General features: G+C 68.8%; 26 protein-coding genes and 1 pseudogene. 11 read left to right on the top strand and 16 right to left on the bottom strand.

Translation table 11 applies throughout. The features are described 5' to 3' along the window. Nucleotides 1-99 precede the first annotated feature (99 nt). From EVU97_RS11360 to EVU97_RS11355, 3 genes are all read left to right on the top strand, one after another. Nucleotides 100-1383 (top strand): threonine/serine exporter family protein, encoded by a 1284-nt coding sequence (locus EVU97_RS11360; protein WP_205744895.1) that lies wholly within the window; start codon nucleotides 100-102, stop codon nucleotides 1381-1383. Then, entirely contained in the window at nucleotides 1380-1541 is a 162-nt protein-coding gene (locus EVU97_RS14995) for a hypothetical protein (protein ID WP_165357948.1), read from the top strand. The genes EVU97_RS11360 and EVU97_RS14995 overlap by 4 nt, the downstream gene beginning before the upstream one ends. A gap of 118 nt (nucleotides 1542-1659) precedes the next feature. Beyond that, complete coding sequence (locus tag EVU97_RS11355) at nucleotides 1660-2043, top strand: hypothetical protein (protein WP_047310940.1); 384 nt, start codon at nucleotides 1660-1662, stop codon at nucleotides 2041-2043. 69 nt (nucleotides 2044-2112) lie between these two features. Here the strand turns inward: EVU97_RS11355 and EVU97_RS11350 are convergent, their stop codons facing one another. From EVU97_RS11350 to EVU97_RS11310, 9 genes are all read right to left on the bottom strand, one after another. Next, a complete protein-coding gene (locus EVU97_RS11350) occupies nucleotides 2113-3405 on the bottom strand; it encodes a lipase family protein (RefSeq protein ID WP_129665887.1) in 1293 nt (430 codons plus the stop codon). A 123-nt stretch (nucleotides 3406-3528) separates the two neighbouring features. Beyond that, a complete protein-coding gene (locus EVU97_RS11345) occupies nucleotides 3529-4533 on the bottom strand; it encodes a methylenetetrahydrofolate reductase (RefSeq protein WP_223059602.1) in 1005 nt (334 codons plus the stop codon). 39 nt (nucleotides 4534-4572) lie between these two features. Then, the gene (locus EVU97_RS11340; RefSeq protein WP_129665885.1) at nucleotides 4573-5103 is read right to left on the bottom strand and encodes a hypothetical protein; all 531 of its coding nucleotides are present in this window, start codon (nucleotides 5101-5103) and stop codon (nucleotides 4573-4575) included. A gap of 164 nt (nucleotides 5104-5267) precedes the next feature. Further along, nucleotides 5268-5933, bottom strand: coding sequence for a DedA family protein (locus EVU97_RS11335; RefSeq protein WP_129665883.1), 666 nt, complete (start codon nucleotides 5931-5933; stop codon nucleotides 5268-5270). Between the two features lie 77 nt (nucleotides 5934-6010). Next, nucleotides 6011-7297 carry an ABC transporter permease gene (locus EVU97_RS11330; protein WP_129665881.1) on the bottom strand — a complete coding sequence of 429 codons (1287 nt, stop codon included), beginning with the start codon at nucleotides 7295-7297 and terminating at the stop codon, nucleotides 6011-6013. Between the two features lie 89 nt (nucleotides 7298-7386). Next, on the bottom strand, nucleotides 7387-9132 hold the full coding sequence (locus EVU97_RS11325) for a pyruvate dehydrogenase (RefSeq protein ID WP_129665879.1): 1746 nt from the start codon (nucleotides 9130-9132) through the stop codon (nucleotides 7387-7389). 211 nt (nucleotides 9133-9343) lie between these two features. Next, nucleotides 9344-10612 (bottom strand): Dyp-type peroxidase, encoded by a 1269-nt coding sequence (locus tag EVU97_RS11320; protein WP_129665877.1) that lies wholly within the window; start codon nucleotides 10610-10612, stop codon nucleotides 9344-9346. A 64-nt stretch (nucleotides 10613-10676) separates the two neighbouring features. Further along, nucleotides 10677-11144: a copper chaperone PCu(A)C gene (locus EVU97_RS11315; protein WP_129665875.1), complete on the bottom strand. Its 468-nt coding sequence runs from the start codon at nucleotides 11142-11144 to the stop codon at nucleotides 10677-10679. A gap of 137 nt (nucleotides 11145-11281) precedes the next feature. After that, entirely contained in the window at nucleotides 11282-11827 is a 546-nt protein-coding gene (locus EVU97_RS11310; RefSeq protein ID WP_129665873.1) for a hypothetical protein, read from the bottom strand. Between the two features lie 87 nt (nucleotides 11828-11914). On the opposite strand from EVU97_RS11310, the gene EVU97_RS11305 reads away from it, so the two are divergent. Together EVU97_RS11305 and EVU97_RS11300 are read left to right on the top strand one after the other, a co-directional pair. Continuing rightward, nucleotides 11915-12484 carry a dihydrofolate reductase family protein gene (locus EVU97_RS11305; protein ID WP_129665871.1) on the top strand — a complete coding sequence of 190 codons (570 nt, stop codon included), beginning with the start codon at nucleotides 11915-11917 and terminating at the stop codon, nucleotides 12482-12484. A 165-nt stretch (nucleotides 12485-12649) separates the two neighbouring features. Further along, the gene (locus EVU97_RS11300) at nucleotides 12650-12958 is read left to right on the top strand and encodes a hypothetical protein (RefSeq protein ID WP_129665869.1); all 309 of its coding nucleotides are present in this window, start codon (nucleotides 12650-12652) and stop codon (nucleotides 12956-12958) included. Nucleotides 12959-13138: 180 nt separating this feature from the next. On the opposite strand, the gene EVU97_RS11295 is transcribed toward EVU97_RS11300, so the two are convergent. The 6 genes from EVU97_RS11295 to EVU97_RS11270 form a co-directional block, all read right to left on the bottom strand. Next, nucleotides 13139-14023, bottom strand: coding sequence for an SDR family NAD(P)-dependent oxidoreductase (locus EVU97_RS11295; RefSeq protein ID WP_129665867.1), 885 nt, complete (start codon nucleotides 14021-14023; stop codon nucleotides 13139-13141). Nucleotides 14024-14069: 46 nt separating this feature from the next. Then, nucleotides 14070-15440: an NAD-dependent succinate-semialdehyde dehydrogenase gene (locus tag EVU97_RS11290; RefSeq protein ID WP_129665865.1), complete on the bottom strand. Its 1371-nt coding sequence runs from the start codon at nucleotides 15438-15440 to the stop codon at nucleotides 14070-14072. Nucleotides 15441-15591: 151 nt separating this feature from the next. Beyond that, the gene (locus EVU97_RS11285; protein ID WP_129665863.1) at nucleotides 15592-16611 is read right to left on the bottom strand and encodes an FAD-dependent oxidoreductase; all 1020 of its coding nucleotides are present in this window, start codon (nucleotides 16609-16611) and stop codon (nucleotides 15592-15594) included. Between the two features lie 37 nt (nucleotides 16612-16648). Next, complete coding sequence (locus tag EVU97_RS11280) at nucleotides 16649-17209, bottom strand: rhodanese-like domain-containing protein (protein WP_047310932.1); 561 nt, start codon at nucleotides 17207-17209, stop codon at nucleotides 16649-16651. Between the two features lie 24 nt (nucleotides 17210-17233). After that, nucleotides 17234-18031: a sulfite exporter TauE/SafE family protein gene (locus tag EVU97_RS11275; RefSeq protein WP_129665861.1), complete on the bottom strand. Its 798-nt coding sequence runs from the start codon at nucleotides 18029-18031 to the stop codon at nucleotides 17234-17236. A 5-nt stretch (nucleotides 18032-18036) separates the two neighbouring features. Next, nucleotides 18037-19392, bottom strand: a complete 1356-nt coding sequence (locus EVU97_RS11270) for an MBL fold metallo-hydrolase (protein ID WP_129665859.1) — start codon at nucleotides 19390-19392, stop codon at nucleotides 18037-18039. 283 nt (nucleotides 19393-19675) lie between these two features. On the opposite strand from EVU97_RS11270, the gene EVU97_RS11265 reads away from it, so the two are divergent. The 3 genes from EVU97_RS11265 to EVU97_RS11255 all read left to right on the top strand — a co-directional run bounded on the left by EVU97_RS11265 (nucleotide 19676) and on the right by EVU97_RS11255 (nucleotide 22666). Then, nucleotides 19676-19939, top strand: coding sequence for a metal-sensitive transcriptional regulator (locus EVU97_RS11265; RefSeq protein WP_047310930.1), 264 nt, complete (start codon nucleotides 19676-19678; stop codon nucleotides 19937-19939). A gap of 77 nt (nucleotides 19940-20016) precedes the next feature. Beyond that, nucleotides 20017-21033, top strand: coding sequence for a glutathione S-transferase family protein (locus EVU97_RS11260; protein WP_129665857.1), 1017 nt, complete (start codon nucleotides 20017-20019; stop codon nucleotides 21031-21033). A 232-nt stretch (nucleotides 21034-21265) separates the two neighbouring features. Beyond that, nucleotides 21266-22666, top strand: coding sequence for a cytosine permease (locus EVU97_RS11255; protein WP_205744894.1), 1401 nt, complete (start codon nucleotides 21266-21268; stop codon nucleotides 22664-22666). Here the strand turns inward: EVU97_RS11255 and EVU97_RS11250 are convergent. Further along, nucleotides 22617-23084, bottom strand: a complete 468-nt coding sequence (locus EVU97_RS11250; protein WP_129665853.1) for a carboxymuconolactone decarboxylase family protein — start codon at nucleotides 23082-23084, stop codon at nucleotides 22617-22619. The two genes, EVU97_RS11255 and EVU97_RS11250, sit on opposite strands and share 50 nt — an antisense overlap. Before the next feature lie 267 nt (nucleotides 23085-23351). Here EVU97_RS11250 and EVU97_RS11245 point away from each other — a divergent pair, with 267 nt between their 5' ends. From EVU97_RS11245 to EVU97_RS11235, 3 genes and pseudogenes are all read left to right on the top strand, one after another. Continuing rightward, a complete protein-coding gene (locus EVU97_RS11245; RefSeq protein ID WP_129665851.1) occupies nucleotides 23352-24311 on the top strand; it encodes a pirin family protein in 960 nt (319 codons plus the stop codon). A 33-nt stretch (nucleotides 24312-24344) separates the two neighbouring features. Further along, nucleotides 24345-24677: pseudogene (locus tag EVU97_RS11240) on the top strand (GNAT family N-acetyltransferase); the annotation flags it as partial. A 5-nt stretch (nucleotides 24678-24682) separates the two neighbouring features. Beyond that, nucleotides 24683-26086: an NAD(P)/FAD-dependent oxidoreductase gene (locus tag EVU97_RS11235; RefSeq protein WP_129665849.1), complete on the top strand. Its 1404-nt coding sequence runs from the start codon at nucleotides 24683-24685 to the stop codon at nucleotides 26084-26086. Nucleotides 26087-26128: the final 42 nt, after the last annotated feature.

The following is a 26128-nucleotide window of genomic DNA, read 5'->3' as shown; positions in this document are numbered from 1 at the left end:
TGCTGCGGTTGGTGACGGTGCAACGTCACCAACCGCAACGAACGTCACCACGAACGCGAGGGGCGGCTCGGCACGTGAAGGCCCGCGTACCATCGTCCGGTGACTGCGAGCCCCGACGCCCTCACTGACGCCCAGACGCGTCAGCTGCTCGTCTACCTCGCGGCCGCGCACATGGCCGGCGGCGCCGGCGCCCACGAGGCCACCGAGGACGTCGTGCGCGCAGCCCGCGCGATCGGCCTGCCCGGTGCGCAGATCAACGCCACCCCGGACGGTGTCACGCTCAGCCTCGGCCACGGCGCCCCGGCGACGTTCGAGTCGATCGAGGGCTCCCTGCGCCTCGACCAGACGGCCCGCGTCGCCGGCATCCAGCACGGCCTCGAGACGGGCGCCCTGACGCCGACCGCCGCGCTCGAGGCTCTCAAGGGCCTGCGCGCGCAGCGTGCCCGTTTCCCCGTCACCGGCATGTACCTCGGTGGGTTCACCGTGGCGGCGGGCATTGCCGGCATCCTCCAACCGACGTGGCCGAGCGTGCTGTTCGCAGCTGTGGCGAGCCCCATCACGATCGCCCTCATCCGCCTCACCGGGCGACGCCTCGTACCGAGCGCCCTCCTGCCGCTCTTCGCCGGATTCCTCGTCGCTGCGGCGGCCTTCGCCGCGTTCCAAGCGGGCTTCATCACGAGCCCGCTGCGCACGATGTTGCCGCCCGTGGCCGTCCTGTTGCCGGGTGCCCTGCTGGTCACGGGCTTGTCGGAACTCGTCGCCGGGGCCATGGTCTCCGGCGCCTCACGCCTCGCCTACGGCACGACCCAGCTCGTCATGTTCGCAGCCGGGGTCGCCGGCGCGAGCATCCTCCTCGACGTGCCACCGGAAGCCTTCGCCAACGCGCGCGTCGACGAGATCGGCCCGCTCGCAGGCTTCGTCGGTCTCGTCCTGCTCACCCTCGGCATCTGCTTCATGGAGTCGGTGCCGCGCCGCCTCGCGCCCGGCGTCCTGTTCGTCACCGCCTCGACGTACGTGACGCAGTGGTCGGTGCAGAACTGGGTCGACGCCCCGGCCTGGGGTGGCGCGCTCGCAGGCGCCTTCGTCGCGAGCTTCAGCGCGTGGGTCATCGCCCTGGCCCGCCCGACGCTGTCGCGCATGGTGCTCTTCCTGCCCAGCTTCTGGCTCCTCGTTCCCGGCTCGTTGGGCCTCGTGACGGTGACCCAGCTCGGCATCGACCCGCGCGAGTCGTGGCCGACGGCGATGAACGCGACGAGCGTCGTGCTCGCCATCGCCCTCGGCCTCGTCTTCGGCACGAGCGCCGCCCGAGCCCTGCGCTTCACGATCCGCCGCGGCCTTCGCCGCCGCGCGGACGCCCGCGCGGCGTCTACCCTGGTGGAATGAGCAACTCTCCGCGTCTGCGCGTCTTCCTGCTCGGCCTCGCCGGGGTGACCCTGGGTATCGCGCTGGCCAAGCTGTCCGGAGGTTCACTCGCCGCGGTCGTCGCCATCGTCCTGGCGCTCATCTGCTTCGTCCTGTTCCGCATGCGGACCGGTCGCTGATCACAACCTCGGGAAATTACTGTCAGGTAACTGTTTCGTCTCCATTCGCCGCAGTGACGCACGCATGATCACGGCGCGTGGGCACAGTGATGGAGACCCCTTCCTGAGAGGAACCGCCATGACCAACCACACCGACCGTCGCCGCGTCGACGGTGACATCACCTTCTCTGCCGCCGCCTGGATCGCCATCGACCTCGTCGCTCTCGGCGTCCTCGTCCTCCTCCTGTGGATTTTCCAGCCGGAAAAGGGCCTCCTGCCCGAGCCGAGCTGGCTCATCGACCCGGTCGTCGGCTGGCTCATCGGCAACGTGGTCGGCTTCGTCGCCTTCCGCGCGCTGCTGCGCATCCCGCCGGCAGCTGTGGCCGCTGCCTGCCTCGTGCTCGTCGCGCTGTCGCCTATCGTTTTCGTCAAGTACCCAGCGATGGGTGCGTTCTTCGCGGGCCTCGTCATCGGGCTCGGGTCGGGTGCGCTCATCCACCGCGCCCGGGTCGAACAGGCCTGACGCTCCGCGCGCACGAAGGCGCCCACCCGTCGACTTCACGGGTGGGCGCCTTCATGCGTACCGGACGAGCTACTTGAGGCCCGCCGCGGTGGAGCAGTTGCCTGTCGCGGGCGCTCCGGAGAGTCGCTGCACGACCCAGTCACGCGCGGTGAGCTGGTCGGCCAGCATCGGGTTGGCGTGGTTGAGAAGCGACTTCGGCCCGAGCGAGAGGCCCGGAATCGGCGCGTACGTCACGTTCGCGCCCTTGCCACACCAGTCGAGTGCGAGCTGCTTCGACTGAGCGTGCGGGACGACGTCGTCCGCGACGCCCGTGGCGACGCGCACGGCCGCCGTCGGCTTCATCGTGCCAGTGCGCTGCGCGCGCACGAACCCGGTGACTTCCTCGTTGCGCGCCATGACGGCCGCGATGGGCTCACCGGTGGCCGTGAAGTCGCTCGTCTTGCGGTAGCCGTAGGACACGACGGTGTCGACCGTGCACTGACCCGACGTGCGCGAGAGCATCGTCTTGCCCGTGGCGTTGACGCTCTCGTCGGCGAACGCCTTGACGGCCGCGCTCGAGCTGGCCGCCCCGTTGATGAAGTAGCCGATGACGCCCGCGATCGGGCTGCCGTCGACACCGGCGAGCACCTTCTCGAGGTCGGCCGGCGGGGCTCCCACGTAGGCGGCGGCGACGTCGAGATCCGGGGCGTACGTCGGCGCGGCCTCGACGGCAGCGGCCGAGGCGCCGCCGCCCTGGGAGTAGCCGTACGTCGCGACCTTGGAGTTCGCCTTCACGGTGGCGCCGGGCACCTTGCTCGCGACGCGCGCGGCGTCGAGCATGGCGTGCGCCTGGTCGTCACGGTTCATGTACGTGTGCGGGCGGCCCGGCGTACCGAGCCCGATGTAGTCGGTGACGACGACGGCGACGCCCTTGGCGAGCAGGTTGTTCATACCCTGCGTCTCGTAGTTCACCCCGAGCGACCCGGGCGTCGAGAGGTTGATGGAGCTCGCCATCATCCGCGACGGCGCGCACTGGTCGCCCTGGCCGATCGTGCCGACGCCGTAGACGACGACCGGGCGCGGACCCGGGCCCTTCCACGCGGCCCACGGCTCGATGTAGGCGCCCGTGACGGCCGTGGGCTGCCCGTTGTCGTCCTTGGAGGAGTACATGATGCGGGTCGTGTTGCCCCACATGTTGAGGCCGGTGAAGAACTTCTCCGACTTCATGAGGGTGCCCGGCTGAGCCGGAACAGCAGCCGGGGGCGTGTAGAAGTCGCCCGTCGCCGCGGAGGCGGAAGAGGCGGTGGCGGTCGTGGTGACGCCGAGGCCGAGGGAGGCGGCACAGGCTAGACCGAGGGCGGCGGTGAAACGGGAGGGTCGCACGACGGGTCCTTCGTTCGTGGGGTGTGGTTTACGTCACAGTAGCCAGCCCGATCGTCCGATTGGGCCCCTTCCCGAAACTCGAAAAAGGTCGCTCGTCCGTCTCGTGGCGTCGACCGCGCGGCGTCAGCGCGTTCCGGTCCGCGCGAACGCCGAGCGCGGCGAAGCCCCGGACACACTGGACTCCGGTCCGGCCTGCGGACCCCGATCGAGAATGCGCGCGACATCCTGCGCAAGCTGCACCGTGGCCTCGATCTCCACCCTGCGAGTCGAGACGCTCTCGACGTTGAAGCCGAACGGCAACCCGAGATACCGGCAGAAGCGCGCCAGTTCGTGCGCGGCCGCGATGCAGTGTTCGTACGACGCCTCGAGCGTGTCGTGACTGCGGCGCAGTTCGTTCTGCACCCAGCGCGGCACGTCGACTCCGAGCCACTGGAGGAAGTCGAGCGTCTTCTCCGAACCGCACAGCGACAGGGTGAACACGACGCGCGCGGGCGCGACGCCACGCTCCTCACACGCATAGACGTAGTCGGAGATCACGTCCTTCGCCTCGCCCGTGTCATAGACGACCTGGCTGACGAAGAAGCCCACCCCACCGTCCTGCTTGCGCAGCAGACGCTCGTGCTCGTCCTTGCTCCGCGCGTGCCGTTCGGGAATGACGACGCCACCCAGCAGCACGTCACGCTCGACCTCGGCGTGCACCTCAATGGCGCGCGGCAGACTCGTGCGTACGGGTTTGTCCGTCGAACTCGATCCGACGAAGACGGTCGCGTCACCGTCGGCGCACCCGTGGAGGAACGAGGCCAGTTCCTGCTCGTCGTACTTACCGACGCAGCGGTAGACGATGGCGTTGCCCTGCCACGCGGACAGAGGCCCGGCGAGAAAGGCCGCAGGGTCCATCGTCTCGAGGTAGGGGAACGGGCGGTCGTCACCTGCACGGTCGGATTCGTCGTCGAGGTCGTAAAGGATGAGCGCGTCGACATCCAGTTTGTCGAGGCGCGAGAGAGCTGCGTCGGCGATCTCCTGAACCCGCTCGTCGCTCGTCGTGCGCCGCGGTGGCGTCATGGCGAACAGCAGGAGTTCGCGGTCACCGGAGACGAGGTCGGAGAAGGGCGCGGCAGGGTCACTCATGGGTGTCGACCCTAGAGGCGACCCCGCCGCGTCACCGATTCACAGGACGGAGGATGAGACGCCCACCAGCGACTGCGCCTCATGTGCGCGCGTGTCGACGTAGCGCAGCTGCGTGGCGAAGAACGAACCGGGGATTCCGCCCAGCTCGGCCATCGCCTCGGGCACCTTGCGACGCGGCACCTGGTGCGCGACGGTGACGTGCGGCAACCACACGGCCCGGCGCAGGCCCGGCACGGCAGCACGCAGGCGACCCACGGCCTCGGCCAACTCCGGATCGGGCTCGACGGGATACGCGAGGGAGACCTCGGGCCCGTCACCGAGCGCGAGGATGCCACAGACGTCGAGGCGCGCCGGCAACATCGCCCCCACGATGTCGCGCGCCAGCTGCGCCGCCCCCTCCGGCATGGATTCTGCAGTGGCCAGCACGACCCGGGGCGCGCGGGTCATCGGCGACGACGATTCCACTCCATCTGCGGTGAGGCCGGCGAACCTCAGGCTCTCCTGTGCACACTCGACGTCCGATTCGCCCCCCCGACGTCGAGCCCCCAACTCGATCATGATGTCGTTCATAAATCGATCGTCTGCATGATGGGTGTGCATGGCATCTATTTAAGAGAAGTAACCGCACGCAAATGCGCGAATAGCGTTGCCCGGCAATGATTTTCGTTGAAAAGTCTCTTTATGCACTTGTTGGGAAAATCGCCCACAGACGGTATGGAATTAAGAAACTATCGTCAGGAGGACGCGCTCGGACGCTGCCTCAGACGGTGCTGAACGAAGTACACGAGTGCCACGACGACCAGCCCGATGACGATCTTCTCTGCCACGCCGACGTACGGCTCGATCACCGGCCAGTTCGCTCCGAGGACATAACCGGCGAGGACGAAAGCGGTGTTCCACAGGAGGCTGCCCATCGTCGTCAGGACGGTAAACTTCCACACGGCCATGCCGGTGAATCCTGCGGGAACGCTGATGAGCGAACGGAACACGGGCACCATGCGCCCGAGGAACACGGCCTTGTCGCCGTGGCGGGCAAACCAGCGCTCAGTACGTTCGAGATCCTCGACCTTCATGAGCGGCATGCGATCCAGGATGCGCACCAGCTTCTCGCGGCCGATGGCTCGGCCCAGCCAGAACAGGGCAAGTGCACCGATGACCGAGCCCGCCGTCGTCCAGAGGATGGCTCCCCACAGGGTGATGACGCCCTGGGCCGCGGCGAAACCCGCGATCGGCAGGATCGCCTCGCTGGGAATCGGCGGGAAGAGGTTCTCCGCAGCGACGAGCAGCCCTGCCCCCACGCCGCCGATGCTCTCCATGAGGTCGACGGCGAAACCGGCGATGCCGGAGGTGGGTCCACCTTCGACACGCTCGGCGGGCTGGACGGCGAGGACGGTCGTCATACCCGCCAGTTTCTCAATTCCCCCACGGTGAAGCGAAATTCATCGGGGCTGCGGCCGCGTTGCTCACACCAGGCGTGTCAGCCGTCGTGGCGCGGCGATTCGTCCGGCTCCGGCGCCGCGTGGCGCCCTCGTGGTGCCGGGTGGTCACCCGCGTCGGAGTCGGCGTCAACGTCCGTGTCGTCAGCGGTGTCGGCATCGCCAGCGTCCTTCTCAGCCGGCTCGCGCGCCTCGCTCGCATCGGCCTCACTGTGCGACGGCAGGTGGTGCTCGACGAACTCGCCGACGACGCCCACCGAGTCGTCCTCGATCTCGCTGACACCCTGTGGCGAGAAGCGGTAGGTGTTGTTGCCGACCATCCAGATCATCCACAGACCGGCGACGGCCCAGGCCAGCACGACCCACAGCGGGCGTTCGAGGTCGACGCCCCCGAAGTAGGACAGGGAGCGCACCGCGTCGACTCCCGCGCCGTTGGGCAGGTACGGGCCGACCGTGCGCCAGGGCTCCGGCAGCACGTCGTAGGCGAAGGCGCCACCGGCCGAGGGGTTTCCGAGAATGACGAAGATGAGAATCGACAGGCCGATACCGATCGTGCCGAACAACGAGGTGAGCCCGTAGGTGAACGTGCTCACGGCGAAGACGAGTGCCGCCCCCATGAGCGCAATGGGCCAGAAGTCACCGCGCAACGCGTCGAGGCCGTACTGCGCGATAGCCGTGCCGACGACGCCCGACAGGAGGGCGTAACCCGCGAAGAGGAGGAGGCGCATGCGCGCGCCGAGAGCGGAACGCGCACGAGTGCCGACGGCCGTCGTCATCGCCGAGGGCAGGAGGTAGGCGCCCACGAGCCAGGAGAGCACGAGGTAGAACGAGGCCGTACCGCGAGCGTCGTCCGGCGCTGCCTTGACGAGATCGTGCGTCTTCAACCCGCGTTCGGCCTTGTCCGCGACGTTTCGGCCGACCGTCTGCGCGACCTGGGCGCGCGAGGCGCCCTGAGCGGAGGCGTAGTACAGATCGTCGCTGCCCTTCTTCTCTGTCTTCGACGGGTTGAACACGTAGACGCCGACGACCTTGTCCTCGCGCACCTGCTGAAGCGCCGCCTTCTCATCGGTGCTGATCGTGGCGCGCACCGGCTGACCCTCGACGGCGTTGAGCTTGTTCGCGATGTACCCCGCGTTGCCCTCGTGGTGGCTGACGACGAGGAACGGCGCGTTCTTCGCGTCAGGCTTGCCGAAGGCGCCCATGTAGGAAAGACCCATGAGCCCCTGCACGAGGATGCACATGAACGCCAGGATGATCATGCGCGGCACCATCGAGCGGACGAACTGCCTTTGGTCGTTGTGAGCGGACACCGACGCGGGTTGAGACATGAGAGCACTCCTCAAGAACGGGACACCTCACACTATGCCTGTTCCGGACGCTCCGAAATCTCAGCGTCGGCGGCCGACTCACGCGAACGTCACCAGGTTCGGGGAATGTTGCGCAGGTTCGAGCGTCCCATGGCGACGGCCTCGCCCGCACCGCCGTTGAGGACGATCTTGCTCATCGCCGTGGCGAAACCGAAGACCTGGTCGCTGGTGATCTTCGGCGGGATCGACAAAGCCCTCGGGTCGGTGACCACGTCGACGAGGCTCGGACCCTTGTGGGCGAACGCTTCGGCGTAGGCCGCCTCGAGGTCCTTCGGATCCTCCACGCGCACCGCGTGCCAGCCCATGGCCTCGGCGATGGCGGCGTAGTTCGTGCCGGGCACGTCGACACCGAAGTCAGGCAGCTTGTCGACGAGCATCTCGAGCTTGACCATGCCCAGCGTCGAGTTGTTGAACAGTACGACCGTGAGTGGAAGGTCGTACGCGTGCGCCGTCAGCATGTCGCCCATGAGCATCGACAGCCCCCCGTCACCGGACATGGAGACGACCTGCCGCTCGGGGTAGGCGAACTGAGCGCCGATCGCGTGGGGCAGCGCGTTGGCCATCGAACCGTGCAGCGCGGACGAGATGAGCCGTCCGCGACCCGACGGGTGGATGTAGCGCGCCGACCACACGTTGCACATGCCGGTGTCGGCCGTGACGATCGCGTCGTCGGCGAGCGTCCGGTCGAGCACCGACGCGGCGTACTCCGGGTGGATCGGCGTGTGCTTCTCCACCTTGCGCGTGTAGGCGCCGACGGCCTTGTCCATGAGCTTCTCGTGCTTCTTGAGCATGCGGTCGAGGAACTTCGAGTTCTTCTTCTCCTCGACGAGCGGCAGGACGGCGGCGAGCGTCGCCCTCACATCTCCGTGCACCGGCAGATCGACGGCCGTACGACGTCCGAGGTGTTCGGGGCGAGTGTCGACCTGCACGGTACGTGTGTCGGGCAGGAACTGGTCGTACGGGAAGTCGGTGCCGAGCATGATCATGAGGTCCGCGTCCTCGATGCCCTCGGCGACGGCTCCGTAGCCGAGCAGACCCGTCATACCCACGTCGAACGGGTTGTCGTACTGGATGAAGTCCTTGCCGCGCAGCGAGTGCCCGATCGGGGCCTTGATCTTCTCCGCGAGCGCCATGAGCTCGGCGTGCGCGCCCTCGCACCCGGCCCCACCGAAGATCGCCACGGTCTCAGCGCGGTTGATCTCGCTCGCGAGCCGACGCACGACGTCGTCGGTGGGCATGACGACGCCCTTCGTCGGGATGGCGACGGGGGTGACCTCGGCCGTGGCCTCCTCGTCGGCGATGTCACCGGGCAGCGTGACGACCGAGACGCCTCCGATCGACACAGCGTGCTGAATGGCGGCCTGCACGACCCGCGGGCTCTGCGTCGGTGTGCTGACGAGTTCGGAGTAGACGCTGCACTCGATGAAGAGGCGGTCCGGGTGGGTCTCCTGGAAGAAGCCCTGGCCGATCTGGGCGCTGGGAATGTGGCTGGCGATCGCCAGAACCGGCGCACCCGAGCGGTTGGCGTCGTAGAGGCCGTTGATGAGGTGGAGGTTCCCCGGGCCGCACGAGCCCGCGCACACGGCGAGTTCACCTGTCACCTGCGCGTCCGCGCTGGCGGCGAAGGCTGCGGCCTCCTCGTGACGCACGTGGATCCAGTCGATGCCGCCGCGAGCCGCACCGCCGGTGCGACGCACCGCATCGACGATCGGGTTGAGACTGTCGCCCACGATTCCGTAGATGCGGCGCACCCCTGCGGCCTGCAACTGCTCGACGATCTGCTCTGCCAGCTTCATCCGTACTCCTCGGCATCGACGGGCCGCACCCGCGCTTGGCGGGGCGTGGAAAAACCCTGAAAGCTCTGATCAGTCAAGTACCAGCCACCGCTAGCGTCAACCGCTCGCACATGTGACGCTCGCCGCCGGCGCGCGAAAGCGGCCCCAGCGCGTCCCGTGCTCCCGGCATACGGGGAACTCCCGCCCACGCGGGTGGGCGGGAAGCGCGCCGTCAGGCCTCGACGATGTCCTGACCAAGGTAGCGGCCCGGACGTGGCGCCGCAGGCAGGAGGTAGACCCCCGAGCCGATCGGTGTCGTCCAGGTGTTGAGCAGGTCGGCTTCGGCCAACCGTTGCTGGATGGGGACGAACTGTCTGACCACGTCGGCGCAGAACGCGACGAACACGAGCCCGCGATCACTCGTGCCGTCGTCACGCGCGACCTCGTAGCTGTACGGACGCCGCAGGATCCGCTCACCCGTCTTCTTCGGCATAGCCCGCGGCACGTGCGCCGCAGGGTTAATGACGGTGAGGCCGAGCTCGTCGGTCTTCTCGAGGTCGATCGGATCGGTGGTCTTCGTCCCCGTGAGCGGAGCGCCGTTCGTCAGGCGCCTGCCGATCGCGTTCTCCTGAGCCGTGCGGTCAAGCGACTGCCACACGTCGACGTTCATGCGGATGCGGCGGATGACCATGCCGGTCGTCCCCTCCATCCAGGACGCGCCGGGCTGGGCCGCGTTCCACACGCGGCCCGCCTCGGTGCCCGCGACGTTCGGCTGCTCCATGCCGTCGAGCTGACCGAAGAGGTTTCGCGTCACCCCGCCGTCGCTCGGGCGAGCTCCAGCGGCGAACCCCCGTTGCTGCCAACGCGGGGTTGCCGTGCCCTTGAGTGCGCTGACGAGCTGGCCGACGACGTGACTCACCGTGACCGGGTTGTCGGTGTCGACCTGGACGACGAGATCCGTTTGCTTCCACGGCTTCTCGAAGTCGTCGATCGTCATGGACGGAATGGGCTTCAGCCACGCGGGAGCCTCGGCCCGCATGCCGTCGAGGTCGAAGACGCGGGGGCCGACGCCGACGGCTATCGCCACGTCCCCGGCTCGTGGAGCCAGTTCGTGGGCAACGTCGGGCAGGGGTGACGCGCCCTTGACGAAGCGCGCCGCCGCGTCGTCGAGGACGACGAGGGCGCGACGCAGTTCGTCCTTCGTCGCGTCGTCCGGTAGGTCGAGCCCGACCCAGTGCGCGTGCGTGCCGGGCTTCGTCGTGACGCCGCTCTGACGCGGCGGCCCGGAGGCCACCGTCCAGGTGGCGCGTTGGGCCGATGTCGCCGCCGACGACGAGTTCGACGCCGACGACGAGCCGCGAGACTGCGCCTCGCAACCGGTGAGCGCCAGGGCGCCGAGGCCGGAGAGCGCGCCGGCGACAACGCCTCGTCGCGTGGGACGAACTGCCGGCGTTCCGTCGTCGCTCGTCACCGGGCAGGGGCCGGCGAAGAAGTTCTCCATGGGTTCCTCCGGACCGGGCGCGGGGCGTGAAGCCTCGCGCCCGGCCGTGTCGGGACGAGTGGGATCAGTGCGACGACGAGTGCGTCATGCCGGGCATTTCTGACGTGCCCGATGCACCGGACGACGGCGACGCGTCACCCGACCCGGCGTCGGAGTACTTCTCCTTGGCGCCGTCGTAGGCCCGCACGGGGAACGTCAGCTTCGTGCTCGAACCGTCCTTGAAGGTGACGGTGAGCTGCTGCTCGTCGCCGGCCGCGAGCGCCTTGCTCAGCTTCATGAACATGAGGTGGTTGCCACCAGGGGCGAGCTTCAAGGTGCCACCGGGCGCCAGCGTGAAGTTCGACGTCTGCTTCATCTCCATGCCGTTCGCGGTCTTCGTCGTGACGTGGAGTTGGACGGGCCCGGCGTCGCCGCTCGCGCCGGTGATGACGACGGGCTCGTTACCCGTGTTCTTCCAGGTGCCGAAAGCGGCGCTCATGCCGCTTTCGGCTGCCTTGGCCCAACCGTCTGAGGCTTTGAGGGAGGTCGCCATCGTCACCTTCGACGAAGTGGACGACGTGCTCTGGGGGCTCTTCGACGACGCATTGTCGTCCTTCGAACAGGCGGCGGCGCCGCGATCACTCGGGGTGCGCAGGTAGCGCGTCCCGGTGAGGGCGCGTGGGGTGGGAATCAGTGCGAGAGAACGAAAACCGCAGGCGGCGCGCGGGAGGCGCGAGGGCTGCGCACAAACGTCGGACGAGGCACTCGGACGGCGTCGAAAGTCGTGTGGCGGACGACGAACTGGCCCCAGGCGGGGACGACGAGGTGCGGCAGGACGCGGCGCAGTGTCCACGCGAGTGCGCGTTCGCCGTACGCGAGGCACAGCGAGAAGAGCACGGTGGCGACGATGTGAGCGGCCGCCATCTGCGTCCAGCCCTCGTCGGCCTCGACAAGTTGCGGTTGCACATGGTGCCCGGCCGGCATCGACATCGTCATGACGGCGTGCAGCAGAACCTGCGCGAGGCCCATGACGACGACGATCTGGGCGAAGCTCCAGCGGCGCCTGCTCAGCGTGAACATGATCGGCGTGCCGACGGCGGTGAGAAGGACGAGCAGCCCGACGGGCGCTTCGTGGGCGCCCCCGACGACGTGGGCGATGCCGGCGCTACAGGCCGTGAGGGCGGCAACGAGCAGGCTGCGCAGAAGGCGCACCGTCGTCGTCGGCCCGAGGCTCATACGATCAGCCCATGGCACTGCCCTTTCGCGGTTGCGGGCGCGTGGCAGCCTTGGGCGGAGCCGAGCGCCCCGCCCGAGAGGAACCCCATGCGCCCCATCGTCGTCACCGAATTCATCAGCCTCGACGGCGTCGTCGACTCCCCCGGCGGCGGTGAGTACGAGCACGCGGGCTGGACGTTCAAGGACATCGAGTTCGTCCCGGAGGCCTACGCCGTCAAGGGTCGCGAACAGGAGGAGGCCTCCGCGCTGCTCCTGGGCCGCGTGACGTTCGAGGAGTTCGCCCCCGTCTGGCCGACGATGGACGACTTCGCCACGTACAACGCCATGCCGAAGTACGTCGTCTCGCGGACGTTGGACGAGGCGGCCGTCACCGACATCGACTGGGCCGACTGCCACGTGCTGCGTTCGCTTGACGAGGTCGCAAAGCTCAAGGAGGCCGACGGCGGCCCGATCCTCGTCCACGGTTCGGCGGCCCTCGTTCAGAGCCTGTTGGCTGCCGGGCTCGTCGACGGGTTCACGCTGCTCGAGTTCCCCGTCGTCCTCGGTTCGGGTAAGCGGCTGTGGGCCCGAGGGATCGGTCGAACGGATCTACGCCTTCGCAACACCGAGACGTACTCCAACGGCATCCGGCTCGCGGAGTTCGACGTCGTGCAGTGAGGGCGCGCGCAGCTTAGGCCGACGAATTTCCGTTGTCTGACGTAGGCTCGACAAATTAAGAGACGGTCGTCCGACTCGCGATTTCTCCGCCGAGTGGAACTCGCATAACTCGAACTTTGGGACGTGAAAGTAGGAAACCAGACGGTTTCTTATTATTCTCAGTTCATGAAGACCCAGCTGGTCCAGCGACGCGCATCGACCACCCCGGTCGTGCGCGTAGAGGAGACCCTGCGCAACGCAGGCGCCTCGGTGCTGGCCGCCACCGGAATCCTGGCCTCCCCGTGGATCCTCTTCGCCATCGCGTACCAGACGTACATCTACTTCACCACGGGCACGTGGTACTTCCTGGGCGCGCCCACCCCCATCGGCATGTTCAACCGCGTCGTCCTCATGGGGGTTCTTCTCGGAGCGACCCTTGGCGCCACAATGCTGTTCAGTGCCGCTCTGTTACGCAAGAAGCGCCCACGCAAATAAGCACCCTTATGGGTGTAGGTGACTATTACGTCAACCGCGTAACGTCATGCTGATATCCGTTTCTCGGAAAGGTTTCAGCCATGATCACCCTCGGGCTGAATCTCGCGGAGCGCCCCGGTGATTCGGGAAAGGTCAGGTTGTGCGCGATATTTCACGCACAACCTACACGTTGGCGATCAGTCAGGGATGACGCTCGCCCTCACCGGCGAGGATGCTCGCGTAGCCCTCGCGGAACGTCGGGTAGGTGAGGGTGAAGCCCGTTCCACGCAGGCGCGCGTTGCTCAGCCGCCGGGTGGCCGAGGGGCGCGCCGCGCCCTCGTGTCCCGTGAACGGCTCGGTGTCGACGCCGAGTTCGCGCGCGAGAAACGTCGCGACCTCGCGCGCCGGAGCAGGTGCGTCGTCGGTGAGCAGGTACAGCTCGTCGGCTTCGGCGCTCACCGTGAGCAGGTGGACGACGGCCGCCGCGGCGTCGTCGCGGTGGATGCGGTTCGTCATGCGGTCGGGGTCGGCGAGGTTGCCGGCACGCACCTGGTCGATGAACCACTCGCGTCCCGGTCCGTAGAGACCGCTGGGGCGCACGACGATGCCCCGCGTTCCCACCGGCAGGCCCGCGAGGAAGTTCTGCTCGGCCTCGGCGAGCACGCGGCCCGTGGGGGTGTCCGCCGCTTCGGACGAGGTTTCGTCGACCCACGCGTCGCCGTTCTGCGCATGCCCCATCGCGCCGGTCGACGAGACGAACAGGGCCCGCTCCGGCGCCCAGCCGCGTGCTGCGACGTCACGCAGAACGGCGTCGACACCGTCGAGGAAGGTGGCACGGTACCGCTCTTCACTTCGGCCGCCCGCGGTGAGGCAGATGACGAGGAGGCGTGGACCGTCACCAGCACCGTCGAAGGCGGGCAGATCAGGCAGTCTGTCCGAAACGTCGCCCGCCACACCGACGAGCGGAGCGGGCACGAGTGCTGCCCGTCGTCGGACGGCGACGACGCAGCGCCCGGCCGCAGCGAGACGAAGGCCGATCTCGGTGCCGAGGTCGCCGGCGCCGATGAGGAGCGTGTCAGCAGTCATGCCACCAGTCTCCCCGCCGGCGACCGGCGCGTCGAAGAACCCTCGATCAGGAGGCGACTCGGACGAGCTTCGTGTTGGCGAATTCGGTGAATCCCCATCGTCCGAGCTCGCGCCCGTACCCGGAGCGGCGCACGCCGCCGAAGGGCAGACCGGCCTTTGTCGTGCCGTGTTCGTTGACGTAGGTCATGCCGACCTCGAGGCGCCGAGCGATCTCTTCAGCCTTCTCGACATCCTTGGCCCAGACGGAGCCGGACAGGCCGAACGACGAGTCGTTGGCCACGCGCACGGCTTCGTCGACTGAGCTGTACGGGAAGATCATCGCGACCGGGCCGAAGATCTCCTCGGCGTACGCGTCCATCTCGCTCGTGACGCCGGTGATCACGGTCGGCGCCATCCATGCGCCGTCCTTGTCGAGCGCATCACCGCCGGCACGCAGCGTCGCGCCCTCGGAGACGGCCTTGCGCACCTGCTCGACGACGCCGTCACGCGCCTCGATCGACGACAGCGGACCCATCTCGGTGGCTTCGTCGAGCGGGTCGCCGACCTTGAGCTCCCCGACCGTCGTGACGACGACGTCGGTGAACTCGGCGAACATGGCCTGCGGCACGAAGATTCGCTTCGGCGAGTTGCACGCCTGCCCGGCGTTGCTCATCCGCGCCTTGGCGACCGCCTCGGCCGTCGCTGCGACATCCACGTCGTCGAGGACGATGAGCGGGTCCGACCCGCCGAGTTCGAGCACGCTCTTCTTGAGGTTCTTCGCCGCCGTTTCCGCGACGGCGATTCCGGCGCCCTCGCTCCCGGTGAGGGAGACGCCGCGCACCCGCGAGTCCTCGATGATGCTCGTCACCTGGTCGTTGCTGACGAAGAGGTTGATGTACGCGTCCTCGGGTACCCCGGCAGCGTGGAGGATCTCCTCGATGAGCACAGCGGACGAGCCGCAGATCGACGCGTGCTTGAGCAGAATCGTGTTGCCCAGCATGAGGTTCGGCGCCGCGAAGCGGGCCACCTGGTAGTGCGGGAAGTTCCAGGGCATGACGCCCATGAGCACACCGATCGGGTCGGTCACGACGACGGACGACGCCTCGTCACCGATGTCGAGCTTCTCCTCCTCAAGCAGGGCGGGGCCGTGCTCGCCGTACCAACGGAAGATCGAGCCGGCCAGCTCGACCTCGCCCTTGGCTTCTGTGAGGGGCTTGCCCATCTCCGTCGCGATGGTGCGCGCCAGTTCGTCAGCTCGCTCGTCGTAGGCATCGGCGACGCGCTTCATGGCGTCGGCGCGCGTCTGAGCCGATTCACGACGCCAAGTGTCGAAAGCTGCGTGGGCACGTTCGACGGCTGCGCGCACGTCGGCGTCGGAGGTGGAGTCGAACTCCTTCTCGACGACGCCGGTGGCGGGGTTCTCGATGCGGTAGGTCATGGATCTCCCTTCGTGCTTCGTGAAGTGATCTCACTTCTCACGAGGGGGAACAGTGGGTCGTCGAGAATCATTCAATTCAAATGAGATTCAACCCGCAGGGGTGTGTGGTTCCACGTGAAACATCCCTGGGGCACACGACGGGATCAGGTGCCTACTTCGTGCCGAGCCGCCGCCACAGGAGATCGCGGGTGGGCGACAGGGCAACCCGCATTCCCCACCCGGCCGCCGTGCGGGCGACCTGGGTGACGGGCAGTCGGCGCACCTGCCACGATGCGAGCGACCGATTGGTGTTCAGGGTGCGCGCCAGGCAGGCCGCATCGAGGACGGCGTCACTCGCACCGCGTCCCAGGTTCGGCAGAGCGGCGTGGGCGGCGTCGCCGATGACGACGTACCGCCCGGAGACGTAGCGATGCATCGGCGGCGTGACCCACAGGCGGGTCGCGAGTGTGTCATCGCCCGCGGCGTCGAGCACCTCCCGCAGATGCGGGGCAGCCGCGGCGAAGCGCTCGCGCGCCTCGGCGACCACGGTCGTCACGTCGAGCGGCTCCGGGCCGAGGTCGCTCACGTGTCCGGTGAACCAGTAGAGCGCATCCCCGACCGGCGCGAGCCCGAACAGCGTTCCGGCGCCCCAGTACTCACCGACCAGTGGCCGCAACCTGCCGGCCGCAGCGCCGGCGGGCACGATGCCACGCAACGTGACGTAGGGCGTCTCACGACGCTCGGCCGCGCCGGGCTGGACGAGGCCCCGCACCCGCGAGCGCACGCCGTCAGCGCCGACGACGAGGTCGGCGTCGAGGGTGCTCGGATCGGTGACCTCGGCCATCACGCGACGAACGCTTCCGGGCACAGCCGCAGCGAGCGCCTCCATGAGGGCCGGGCGCATCACCATGGCGAGATCCGGGCCGCGGACCGTCGCGACGCGGGCGCCGTCGAGGCGGTAGAGGCCGCCGTGGTCGGCCTTCGTCGGCGCGGGAAGTGCGATACCGAGGCGCGCGAGCGTGCGGCGAGCGCCGGGCCACAGGCCGAGCGCGGCACCCGTCGTCCGCTCGGGTTGGGCCTCGACGAGGGTGACGTCGAAGCGCGCCGGGTCGAGCGCCGCGGCCAACGTCAGGCCCGCGATTCCGCCGCCGACGACGGCAACACGGGTCAGTCCGGAGGGCGCGTCACTCATGCGCCACACGGTAGCGGGACGAGCGAGGGGCCCGCCCTCAACGCAGCTGAGCCGTCACCTGGCGCACCGACGGCGCGCCGGCACCCTGGTTGTAGGGCAGCTTCGACAACAGGTTGCCCATGGCGCAGGTGTTCGACAGGGCCGCGAAGACGAGACCCCCGCCGACCGCGCCCGAGAGCCATTTCGCCTTCGGCACGAGCGTGCTCGCCAGCACACCCGTGGCGACGAGGGAACCCGCCACGAGGCGCACCTGCCGCTCGAGATCCCAGCGTGCCTCGCCGTACTCGACGTCCTGGCCGGCGTCACGCCACGCCTCGAATCCACCCTCGAGCACCGACGTGCGGGTGACACCGACACCGGCGAGTGCTCGCTGAGCGCGCTCGGCGCGCGGCCCGGCGCGGCAAATGAGCACGGCGTCCCTATCGATACGACCACCGATGACGGCGGCGTTCGCGTCGAGCAGATCGACCGGCACGTTGATCGAGCCGGGGATGTGGGCGGTTCCGTACTCGGCAGGCGTTCGCACGTCGAGCAGGAGCAGGTCGTCCGAGTTCGCCGAGGCGAGGCCGGCGGCGTCGATACGGGGCGTGATGGTCATGGGGGTTCTCCTTCGAGAGGTTGATCAGAACAGGTGAGGAATGCCGCGCCACGCCGTGTAGAACGAGACGAGCAGAAGTAAGGACGCGAATCCGAGTTGCAGGGTACGTTTCGGGATCTTCGTCATGAGTCGGCCACCAACGAGCGCACCCGCGACGGCCATGGCGAGGAAGGGCGTCACGATCGACCAATCGATGACGCTCCCACCGGAGGAGTGGAAGAGAAACGAACTGGCGCTGTTGATCGTGACGACGAGCAGCGACGTACCGACGGCAAACGGCATGCCGTAGCCGAGAACCAGAGTCAGAGCCGGGACGATGGCGAATCCACCACCGACGCCGAAGAAGCCGGTGAGCAACCCTACCCCGGTCGCCGTCACGACGAGCTTCACGATTCCGCCGACGTCACGCCTGCCCTCGTCGTCGAAGTGAAGCACGTCGCGAGGCCGGTCCTCGACGTCTGCGGAACCCACGAGCGCCTTGCGGATCATGAGTGCCGCGACGACGACGAGCAAGCCGGCGAACATCGCGAGCAGGAGGTTGCCGTCCACCCCGGCCGCTGCGCGGGTGCCGAGGTAGGCGCCGCCGACGCCCAGCACACCGAACGTCAGGCCCTGGCCCCACTGCACGGCGCCGCGACGCTGGTGCGGCACGAGACCGACGAGGGAGCTAAGACCGACGATGACGAGCGACGCCGTCGTCGCCTCGTGCGGATCCTTGCCCACCGCGTACACGAGCACCGGGACGGTGAGGACGGCGCCACCTCCGCCGAGGCCACCGATGAGAAGCCCGACGACCACCCCAGCGACAAGAGCGATGAGCACGAGGATCAGCCTGCCACCAGGCTCAGGCCCGTCTCGGCTGCATTCGCGAAGCTGTCATCGACGGCGACCACGTGGTGGCCCGCAGCTGCGAGGAGGGAGGCCGCGATCGAGGCGCGGTAGCCACCTGCGCAGTGCACCCACAGTTCGCCGGAAGGAATCTCGTCGAGGCGCTCGAGCACGTCGTGAAGCGGCACGTTGACGGCGCCGTCGATGCGGGACGGGCCGAACTCGTCGGCGCGTCGCACGTCGAGGACGGTCACTTCGCGGTGGTGACGCACCTGAGCGAGGTCGGCGAACGTGGCGCGCTCGAACGACTGGAGCGCCTCGTCGGTCCACTCCTGCGGAGCGCCCGTGGCCTGCCCCCGGAGGCGCTCGATGCCGATGCGCACGAGTTCGCGCTGCGCTTCGGCGACCTGCTCGGGGCTGTCCCCGAGCAGTGTGAGCGAGGCGCCCCAGGGCATGATCCAGCCGAGGTACGTGGCGAACTGGCCGTCGACGCCGAAGTTGACCGTGCGGCCGACGTGCCCCTTGGCGTACGCCTCGCGATTGCGCAGGTCGACGACCCACTCCCCGGCTTCGAGGGAGGCACGGATCTCATCCTTGTCGACGGTGGCGGGCAGGGTGAGATCAGGGGCGTCCTGCGGAGCGTCGGCGTTCGCCGGCCCCATGTGCGCGTAGTACGCGGGCCACTCGGACAGGCCGGCGAGGATCTCCTCGACCCACTCGTCCTCGCTCTTCGTCAGGGCCGGGTTGGTGCGCTTCTCGGTGCCGATGGTCGAGGAATCAGCGTCGGACTGCGTCGCGGAACAGAAGCTGCCGAAACCGTGTGTCGGAAGCACCTGCGCCTCGTCGGGCAGTTCGGAGGCGAGGCGCTGGACGGAGTCGTACTGGTGGTGGACGAGTGCGTCGGTGTTCTCCTCGCCGAGCAGGTCGGGGCGCCCGGTCGAGCCGAACGTCAGCGATCCGCCGGAGAAGACGCCGACCGTGCCCTCGTCGCCGGCGAGGGCGTACGACAGGTGGGTGAAGGTGTGGCCTGGTGTCGCGAGGACGGTGACGCTCATGCTGCCGACGGTGACGACATCACCGTCACGCACACCGACGCGCTCGAACGAGACCTCGTCGTCCGCGTTGACGTGGTACGTAGCGCCGGTCTCGTTCGCGAGCGCCCGGCCCCCGGTGACGTAGTCGTTGTGGACGTGCGTCTCGAAGACATGCGTGATGCGCACCCCTTCGCGCTCCGCCACCGCGAGGACGCGGTCGACGTCGCGTTGCGGGTCGACGACGAGGGCGACCTCGCCGTCGTGGGCCAAGTAGGAGCGGTCGCCGAGTGACGGCGTGTCGATCGGGACGATGGCAACCATCGTGCCCTCCTTCCGCGCGACCACCGGGCCGCGTCTCGCTTCGATTTATACCCCCTGGGGTATCTGGCTCCAGTAGATCACAGATACCCCCACCCGTATCAAGCGGGGTGCCTTCGCCCGCATTTCCGCGGATTCCGCTACGGATGATCCGGGGAGCGCCCGACGTTGACGGGAGCGACATTCGATACCCCACCCCGTATGCTGGGACTCTGCGTCGCCGGGGCGGCACCGTCTCCCTCGGGCACCACCGAGGCCCCGCGACCACCGAACCGAAAGGCTTGCCATGCAGCTCTCACCCGATGACATGACGCCCGTGCTCAACCGCCTCAAGCGGGCTCAGGGTCAGCTCGGCGGTGTCATCCGACTCATCGAGAGTGGCGCCGAGTGCCAGGACGTCGTCACGCAACTCGCCGCGACGAGTCGCGCCCTCGACAGGGCCGGCTTCGCCATCCTCTCCTCGGGGCTGCAGCAGTGCCTCGCCGAGGAGGGTTCCGTCAGCGAGGAGAACGCCAAGACGCTCGAGAAACTCTTCCTCACGCTCTCCTGATCCAGACGCCTGCGACTGTTCGCGGCGGCGCACAGGGCGCTACGGTCGAAGGGCAATCCGATGAGAGGTGGGGACTCATGGCCGACAAGAGCGGCTCCTACAAGCGCGACACCAACTACATCCAGACCCGCATCACCCGCGACGGCGAGGACGGCTACCCGGTGGAGGCGCACCGCTACCGCCTCGCCGCGGCACGTGCGTGCCCGTGGGCGAACCGTGCGCTCATCGCGCGCCGCCTCTACGGCCTCGACGACGTCATCTCCGTCGCCATGGCCGGCCCGACCCACGACGAACGCAGCTGGACCTTCGATCTCGACCCGGGCGGCGTCGACCCCGTGCTCGGCATCCACTTCCTGCGCGACGCCTACAACAAGCGCTTCCCGAACTACGAGCGCGGCATCACGGTGCCCGCCATCGTCGACGAGCGCACCGGCGAGGTCGTGACGAACGACTTCAACCAGATGACGCTCGACTTCGGCACTGAGTGGAAGGAATTCCACCGCGCGGGCGCACCCGATCTTTACCCCGAGGCACAGCGCGAGGAGATGGACGAGCTCATGGAGTTCGTCTTCCACACCGTCAACAACGGCGTCTACAAGTGCGGCTTCGCGACATCGCAGGAGGCGTACGACAAGGCCTACGACGAACTCTGGTCAGCGCTCGACCAACTCGAGAAGCGGCTCGAGACGCGTCGCTACCTCATGGGCCCGAGCATCAGCGAGGCCGACGTTCGCCTCTACCCGACGCTCGTGCGCTTCGACGCCGTCTACCACGGCCACTTCAAGTGCAACCGGCAGAAGCTCGACGAGCTGCCGAACCTGTGGGGTTACGCCCGAGAGCTGTTCCAGACGCCGGGGTTCGGAGACACGAACGACTTCGTGCAGATCAAGGAGCACTACCACATCGTCCACACCGACGTGAACCCGACGGGTATCGTCCCGAAGGGTCCGGCGTTGGACGGCTGGCTCACCCCGCACGGACGCGACCACCTCGAGGCCAACACGTGGGGCGACGGCGGCACGCCTCCCCCGCCGCCGCTCAAGGCCGAGGTCGTCGACCCAGCGAACACGCCCCTGCACGTCGAAGGCCGCTGAAGCGCGGCGAACGCTGGGTTCTGTAGACGTTCGGCGTCGCATGTGACGCCGAACGTCTACAGAATCGGTCCACCCACCCGGCAAACCTGTCCCCAACCCGCCGTGGCACGTCCGTGCCAAACGAAATTTCTGGCACTTTCGCGCCGATAGTCTGCCGATGCGTCATCCGGCGCATCGACGACCCGCGCGAGCCGCCTCCCCCGGCTCAGCTCGGCAGGAGGGAAGCACGCCAGTGAGTACCGCGAGCGCCGCTACGCAGAACGAGGGCACCGCCACCCGACGCACCCCCGACGTGGACGACCTCCACGACGTGCCCACGACCCTCGAGGGCGGGCCGGCCCCGCGCAACCTCGGCCTGCTCGACCAGCTCGGCATGTGGGGCAACCTCGGCATGAGCCTGCTCGCGTTCGCGGGCGCCATCGTCGTCCTGCAGCCCCTGGGCGAGCCCGGCATGGGGATGGGGCAGGCCGTGCTCGCGCTCGTCGTCGGCACCCTCGTCGGCACGGCCGGCGTCTCCGCGATGGCCCTCGCGTCGTCGCAGCAGGGTCAGCCCGCCATGGTCATGCTGCGCGGCCTGTTCGGCGGCCGCCTGTCGTACGTGCCGACGGTGTTCAACATGATCCAGCTCCTCGGCTGGGGCACGTTCGAGATCGTCACGACGACGATGGCCGCCCGCACCCTGTGGCCCGAGCTGCCGCGCTGGCCGATCGTCGTCGTCATCGGCGCCGTGACGACGCTGCTCGCGCTCTACCCGCTGCGTTGGGTCAAGGTGCTGCGCAAGTACGTGACGGTAGCGGTCATCGTCACGCTCATCTATCTCGCCTCGCAGCTGCTCACCCGCGACGTGCCGGCCCACGCCGGGCACGGTTGGGGCGGCTGGATGGTGGCCGTCGACGCGATCATCGCGCTGTCCGTCTCGTGGGTCCCGGTCGCCGGCGACTACGCGCGCCACTCCACGTCCCACCGCGCCGCGGTGCTCGGCAGCTACCTCGGCTACTGCGTCACCCAGATCGCGGTCTACTCGATCGGCATCATCACCCTGCTGCTGGCCGGCGGCAACGGCGACGCCGTGTTCTCGATCTTCCTCGGCGTCGCGGGCGGCTCGCTGTGCTTCCTCGTGCTGACGCTGCGCGAGATCGACCAGTGCTTCGTCGACGTCTACTCGACGACGGTGTCCCTGCAGAACATCGCGCCGCGCCTCGACCGTCGCCTCATCTCGATCGCGCTCGGCGTCACCTCGACGGTGCTCGCCCTCGCCGTCGACATCTACGGCTTCGCGCACTTCCTCGCCCTCATCGGCTCGGTGTTCGTGCCGCTGCTCGGCGTCTTCCTCGTCGACTACTACCTGTTCGGCGGGCGTCACCGCTGGAACACCACCGTCGACGCACCCTCGCGTCCGCTCATGCTCGTCGCCTGGGCAGCCGGGTTCGTCGCCTACGAGCTCGTCGCGCCCGGCACGCTCGGCGCGTGGTCGGACATGTGGCGTTCCATCGGCGAGGCCATCGGCCTCAGCGCACCGACGTGGCTGAGCGCCTCCCTCGTCGCGTTCGGCGTGGCGGCACTCGCCACGATCGTCGTCGAGATCAGCGGCGGCGGCGCGGCGGGTGCGCGCTCGCGATCGACACGCGGTTGAACGCGTTGATGAGCACGATGGCCCACTCGAGGGCCGCGAGCGCCTCCGTCGACATGATGTCCGACGCGTCAGCGATGGCCGCGCGCAGATCGAGTTCGCGCGGGTTGGTGAGGGCCTCGGCCAGCTCCAACGCCGCGCGCTCGACGTCGGTGTAGAGGTCGGCGTCACGCCACGCGGGCAGCAGGTCGATCTTGAGCGGGTCGACGCCGGCGTCGCGGGCGGCGGGCACGTGGACGCTCAGGCACGTCACGCAGCCGTTGATCTGCGAGACGCGCGTGTTGACGAGCTCGATGAGCCCGACGTCGAGGCCGGCCTCCTTCGACGCGGCGCGCGAGCTCTTCGCGGCCTCGATCATCGCCGCGTGCGTGAGGGGCTGAACCTTGTCGATGTAGGGGCGCTCCGGGTCGCCACCGCTCATGTCGGACTCCTTCTCACCGCACCGCACCGTGGGCGGCCCGGCCGAATCGTTCGGGGGACGGGCCCAACCTAACGGCCGTCGGCCCCCGAGACGCTGACCGACGTTGCCGGGGCGCCGACGGCGTCATACGTTTCAGATGCACGCTCGTGTCCGCGACGCGCCCCGAGCGGGGTGCGGGAAGGGGTAGGCGCCGCGAGTCGTTGCACCGAACGTGCCCGCCGCGCCGTCCGCCAGGACGACGTACCGCGAGGAGAAACGAAGGTTCACATGAACGACGTCCCCGTCCAGGTACTCGAGGCCCGTCAGGTTCCCCTCGGCGGCATGCGATCGCTCGAGGTGCGCCGCACCCTTCCGCACAAGGATCGCTCCTTCGTCGGCGCGTGGTGCTTCGTCGACCACTACGGCCCCGAGCCCGTGCGCGACCTCGAACGCGACGGCATGGACGTGCCGCCGCACCCGCACACCGGCCTGCAGACGGTCTCGTGGCTGTTCGACGGCGAGATCGAGCACCGCGACACCGGCGGCGTGCACGGCATGGTGCGCCCCGGCGAGATGAACCTCATGACGAGCGGTCACGGCATCGCCCACTCGGAGGTCTCGACGCCGGAGACCGACACACTGCACGGCGTCCAGCTGTGGGTTGCGCTGCCGGACGCCGACCGCGAGACGGCACGCGCGTTCGAGCACCACGCCCCAGACGACGTCGACCTCACCGGTGACGACGGTGGCTTCGCCGGCGTCGCGCTCGTCTTCCTCGGTGAGCTGCCCGGCGTCGATCGCTCGCCCATGACGACGTACACGCCGTTGCTCGGCGCAGAGCTGCGCCTCGAGGCGGGCACCGAACTCACCCTCGACGTCGACTCGTCGTTCGAGCACGCCGTCCTCGTCGACTCCGGCGACGTGACGTTCGAGGGGACGCAGCTCAAGCGCGGCGACCTCGCGTGCCTCGACCCGGGCCGCTCGCAGCTGCACTTCTCGATCGGCCAGTTCCCCGCCCGTCTCGTTCTGCTCGGCGGCGAGCCGTTCGAGGAGGAGATCGTCATGTGGTGGAACTTCGTCGGCCGCAGCCACGAGGAGATTGTCGAAGCCCGTGAACAGTACGAGGCCGGGGACCCGCGCTTCGGCCACGTCGAGGGCTACACCGGCAAGACCGACCGCATTCCGGCACCGCCCATCCCGCCTGTCCACCTGCGCCCGCGCAACCGTCGCGGCCGTATCGGCGGCTGACCCCGCCTCCGATCCGACCGTCCCGACGCACCCAGATCCCCCGAGGAGATCGCCATGTCCGACCTGACCATGAAGCACAACACCGAAGCCAACCGCTACGAGGCGTGGGACGGTGACGCGCTGGCCGGTTTCGCCGAGTACCAGCTCACCGACGAGCTCGCCGTGTTCACCCACACCGAGGTCGACCCGGCTTACGAGGGCAAGGGCGTCGGCTCGCAGATCGCCCGTTTCGCGCTCGACGACGTGCGTGACGAGGGCACCCGCAAGGTGCTGCCGCTGTGCCCGTTCATCAAGGGCTGGATCGGTCGTCACCGCGAGTACGTCGAGCTCGTCTACGGCGCCCCCGCCACCACCGCGAAGGACTGACCCGGATGACTGACACTGACGAACTCAACGCCGACGTCGTCGTCATCGGCGGCGGGCCGGTGGGTGAGAATGTCGCCCAGTACGCCGTCGAGGGTGGCCTGAGCGCCGCGCTCGTCGAGGGCGAACTGCTCGGCGGCGAGTGCTCGTACTACGCGTGCATGCCGAGCAAGGCGCTCCTGCGCCCCATCGACGTGGCCCACACGACGGCGCACCTGCCCGGCGTCGAAGACGCTGCCGTCCAGCCGAAGGAGCTCCTCGCCCGCCGCGACACGTGGGTGTCGCACTACGACGACTCCGGCCAGGTGAAGTGGGCCGACGGCGCCGACATCACGCTCGTGCGCGGCCACGGCCGCATCGTCGGGGAGAAGCGCGTCGAGGTCAGCGGCCCCGACGGCACGCGCACCGTCACGGCCGATCGCGCTGTCGTGCTCGCGACCGGCTCGGTGCCGGTCGTTCCGCCCGTCTTCGACGGCGTGAGCCCCTGGGGTTCGCGTGACGCGACGGGCGTCGTCGAGGTGCCCGAGCGGCTCCTGGTCGTCGGTGGCGGCGTCATCGCCGTCGAAGCGGCCACGTGGATGGCGGCCCTCGGTTCGCAGGTGCGCATGCTCGTGCGCGGCCCGGCACTGCTCGAGAAGAACGAACCGTTCGCGGGCGACATCGTGCGCTCCGCCCTCGAGAAGGCGGGCATCGCCGTCGTCCTCGGCGCCGACGTCACCTCCGCCGTTCGTGAGCACGCGGACGACACGGGCCTGGGGCGCATCCACGGCGGCGAGGTGACGGTGACGACGTCCGCGTCGGGCACGTTCACCGGTGACGAGGTTCTCGTCGCGACCGGACGCCGCCCCAACCTCGCCGACGTCGGCCTCGACGCGCTCGGTCTGTCCGCCGACGACGTGCGAAGCGGCACCTTGCCCGAGTGGCTGCACGCCGTCGGCGACGCCGGCCCCGGCGCCCCGCTCACCCACATGGGCAAGTACGAGGCGCGCGTGCTCGGCTCGAAGCTCGCGGGTGCCGACGAGGCTCCCGCTCCCGCGAACGTGCCGGTGCCGCAGGTGGTCTTCACCGACCCACAGGTCGCCTCCGTCGGCCAGAGCGAGGCCGAGGCGCGCTCCGCGCTGGGCGACGACGCCGTCGTCACCTCCGAGGTGGGCTTCGGCACCGCCGCCGGAACGTCGCTGCTGCGTGACGATGCCGACGGGCGCGCGAAGATCGTCGTCGACCGCCGTCGCGGCGTCGTCATGGGCGCCACGTTCGTCGGCCCGGACGCGGCTGAACTGCTCCACGCCGCGACGATCGCCATCGTCGGCGAGGTGCCTGTCAGCGTGCTGCGTCACGCCGTGCCGAGCTACCCGACGGCGTCGGAGCTATGGTTGCGCATGCTCGAACAGCTCCCGCGCGACCTGCGCTGACGCGGGTTCGATCCGGCCGCCCACAACGAACGGCGGGCCACC

Source organism: Dermacoccus sp. 147Ba, from assembly GCF_004151355.1.
Classification (GTDB): Bacteria; Actinomycetota; Actinomycetes; order Actinomycetales; family Dermatophilaceae; genus Dermacoccus; species Dermacoccus abyssi.
This window is presented reverse-complemented; position numbering and strand designations above follow the sequence as displayed.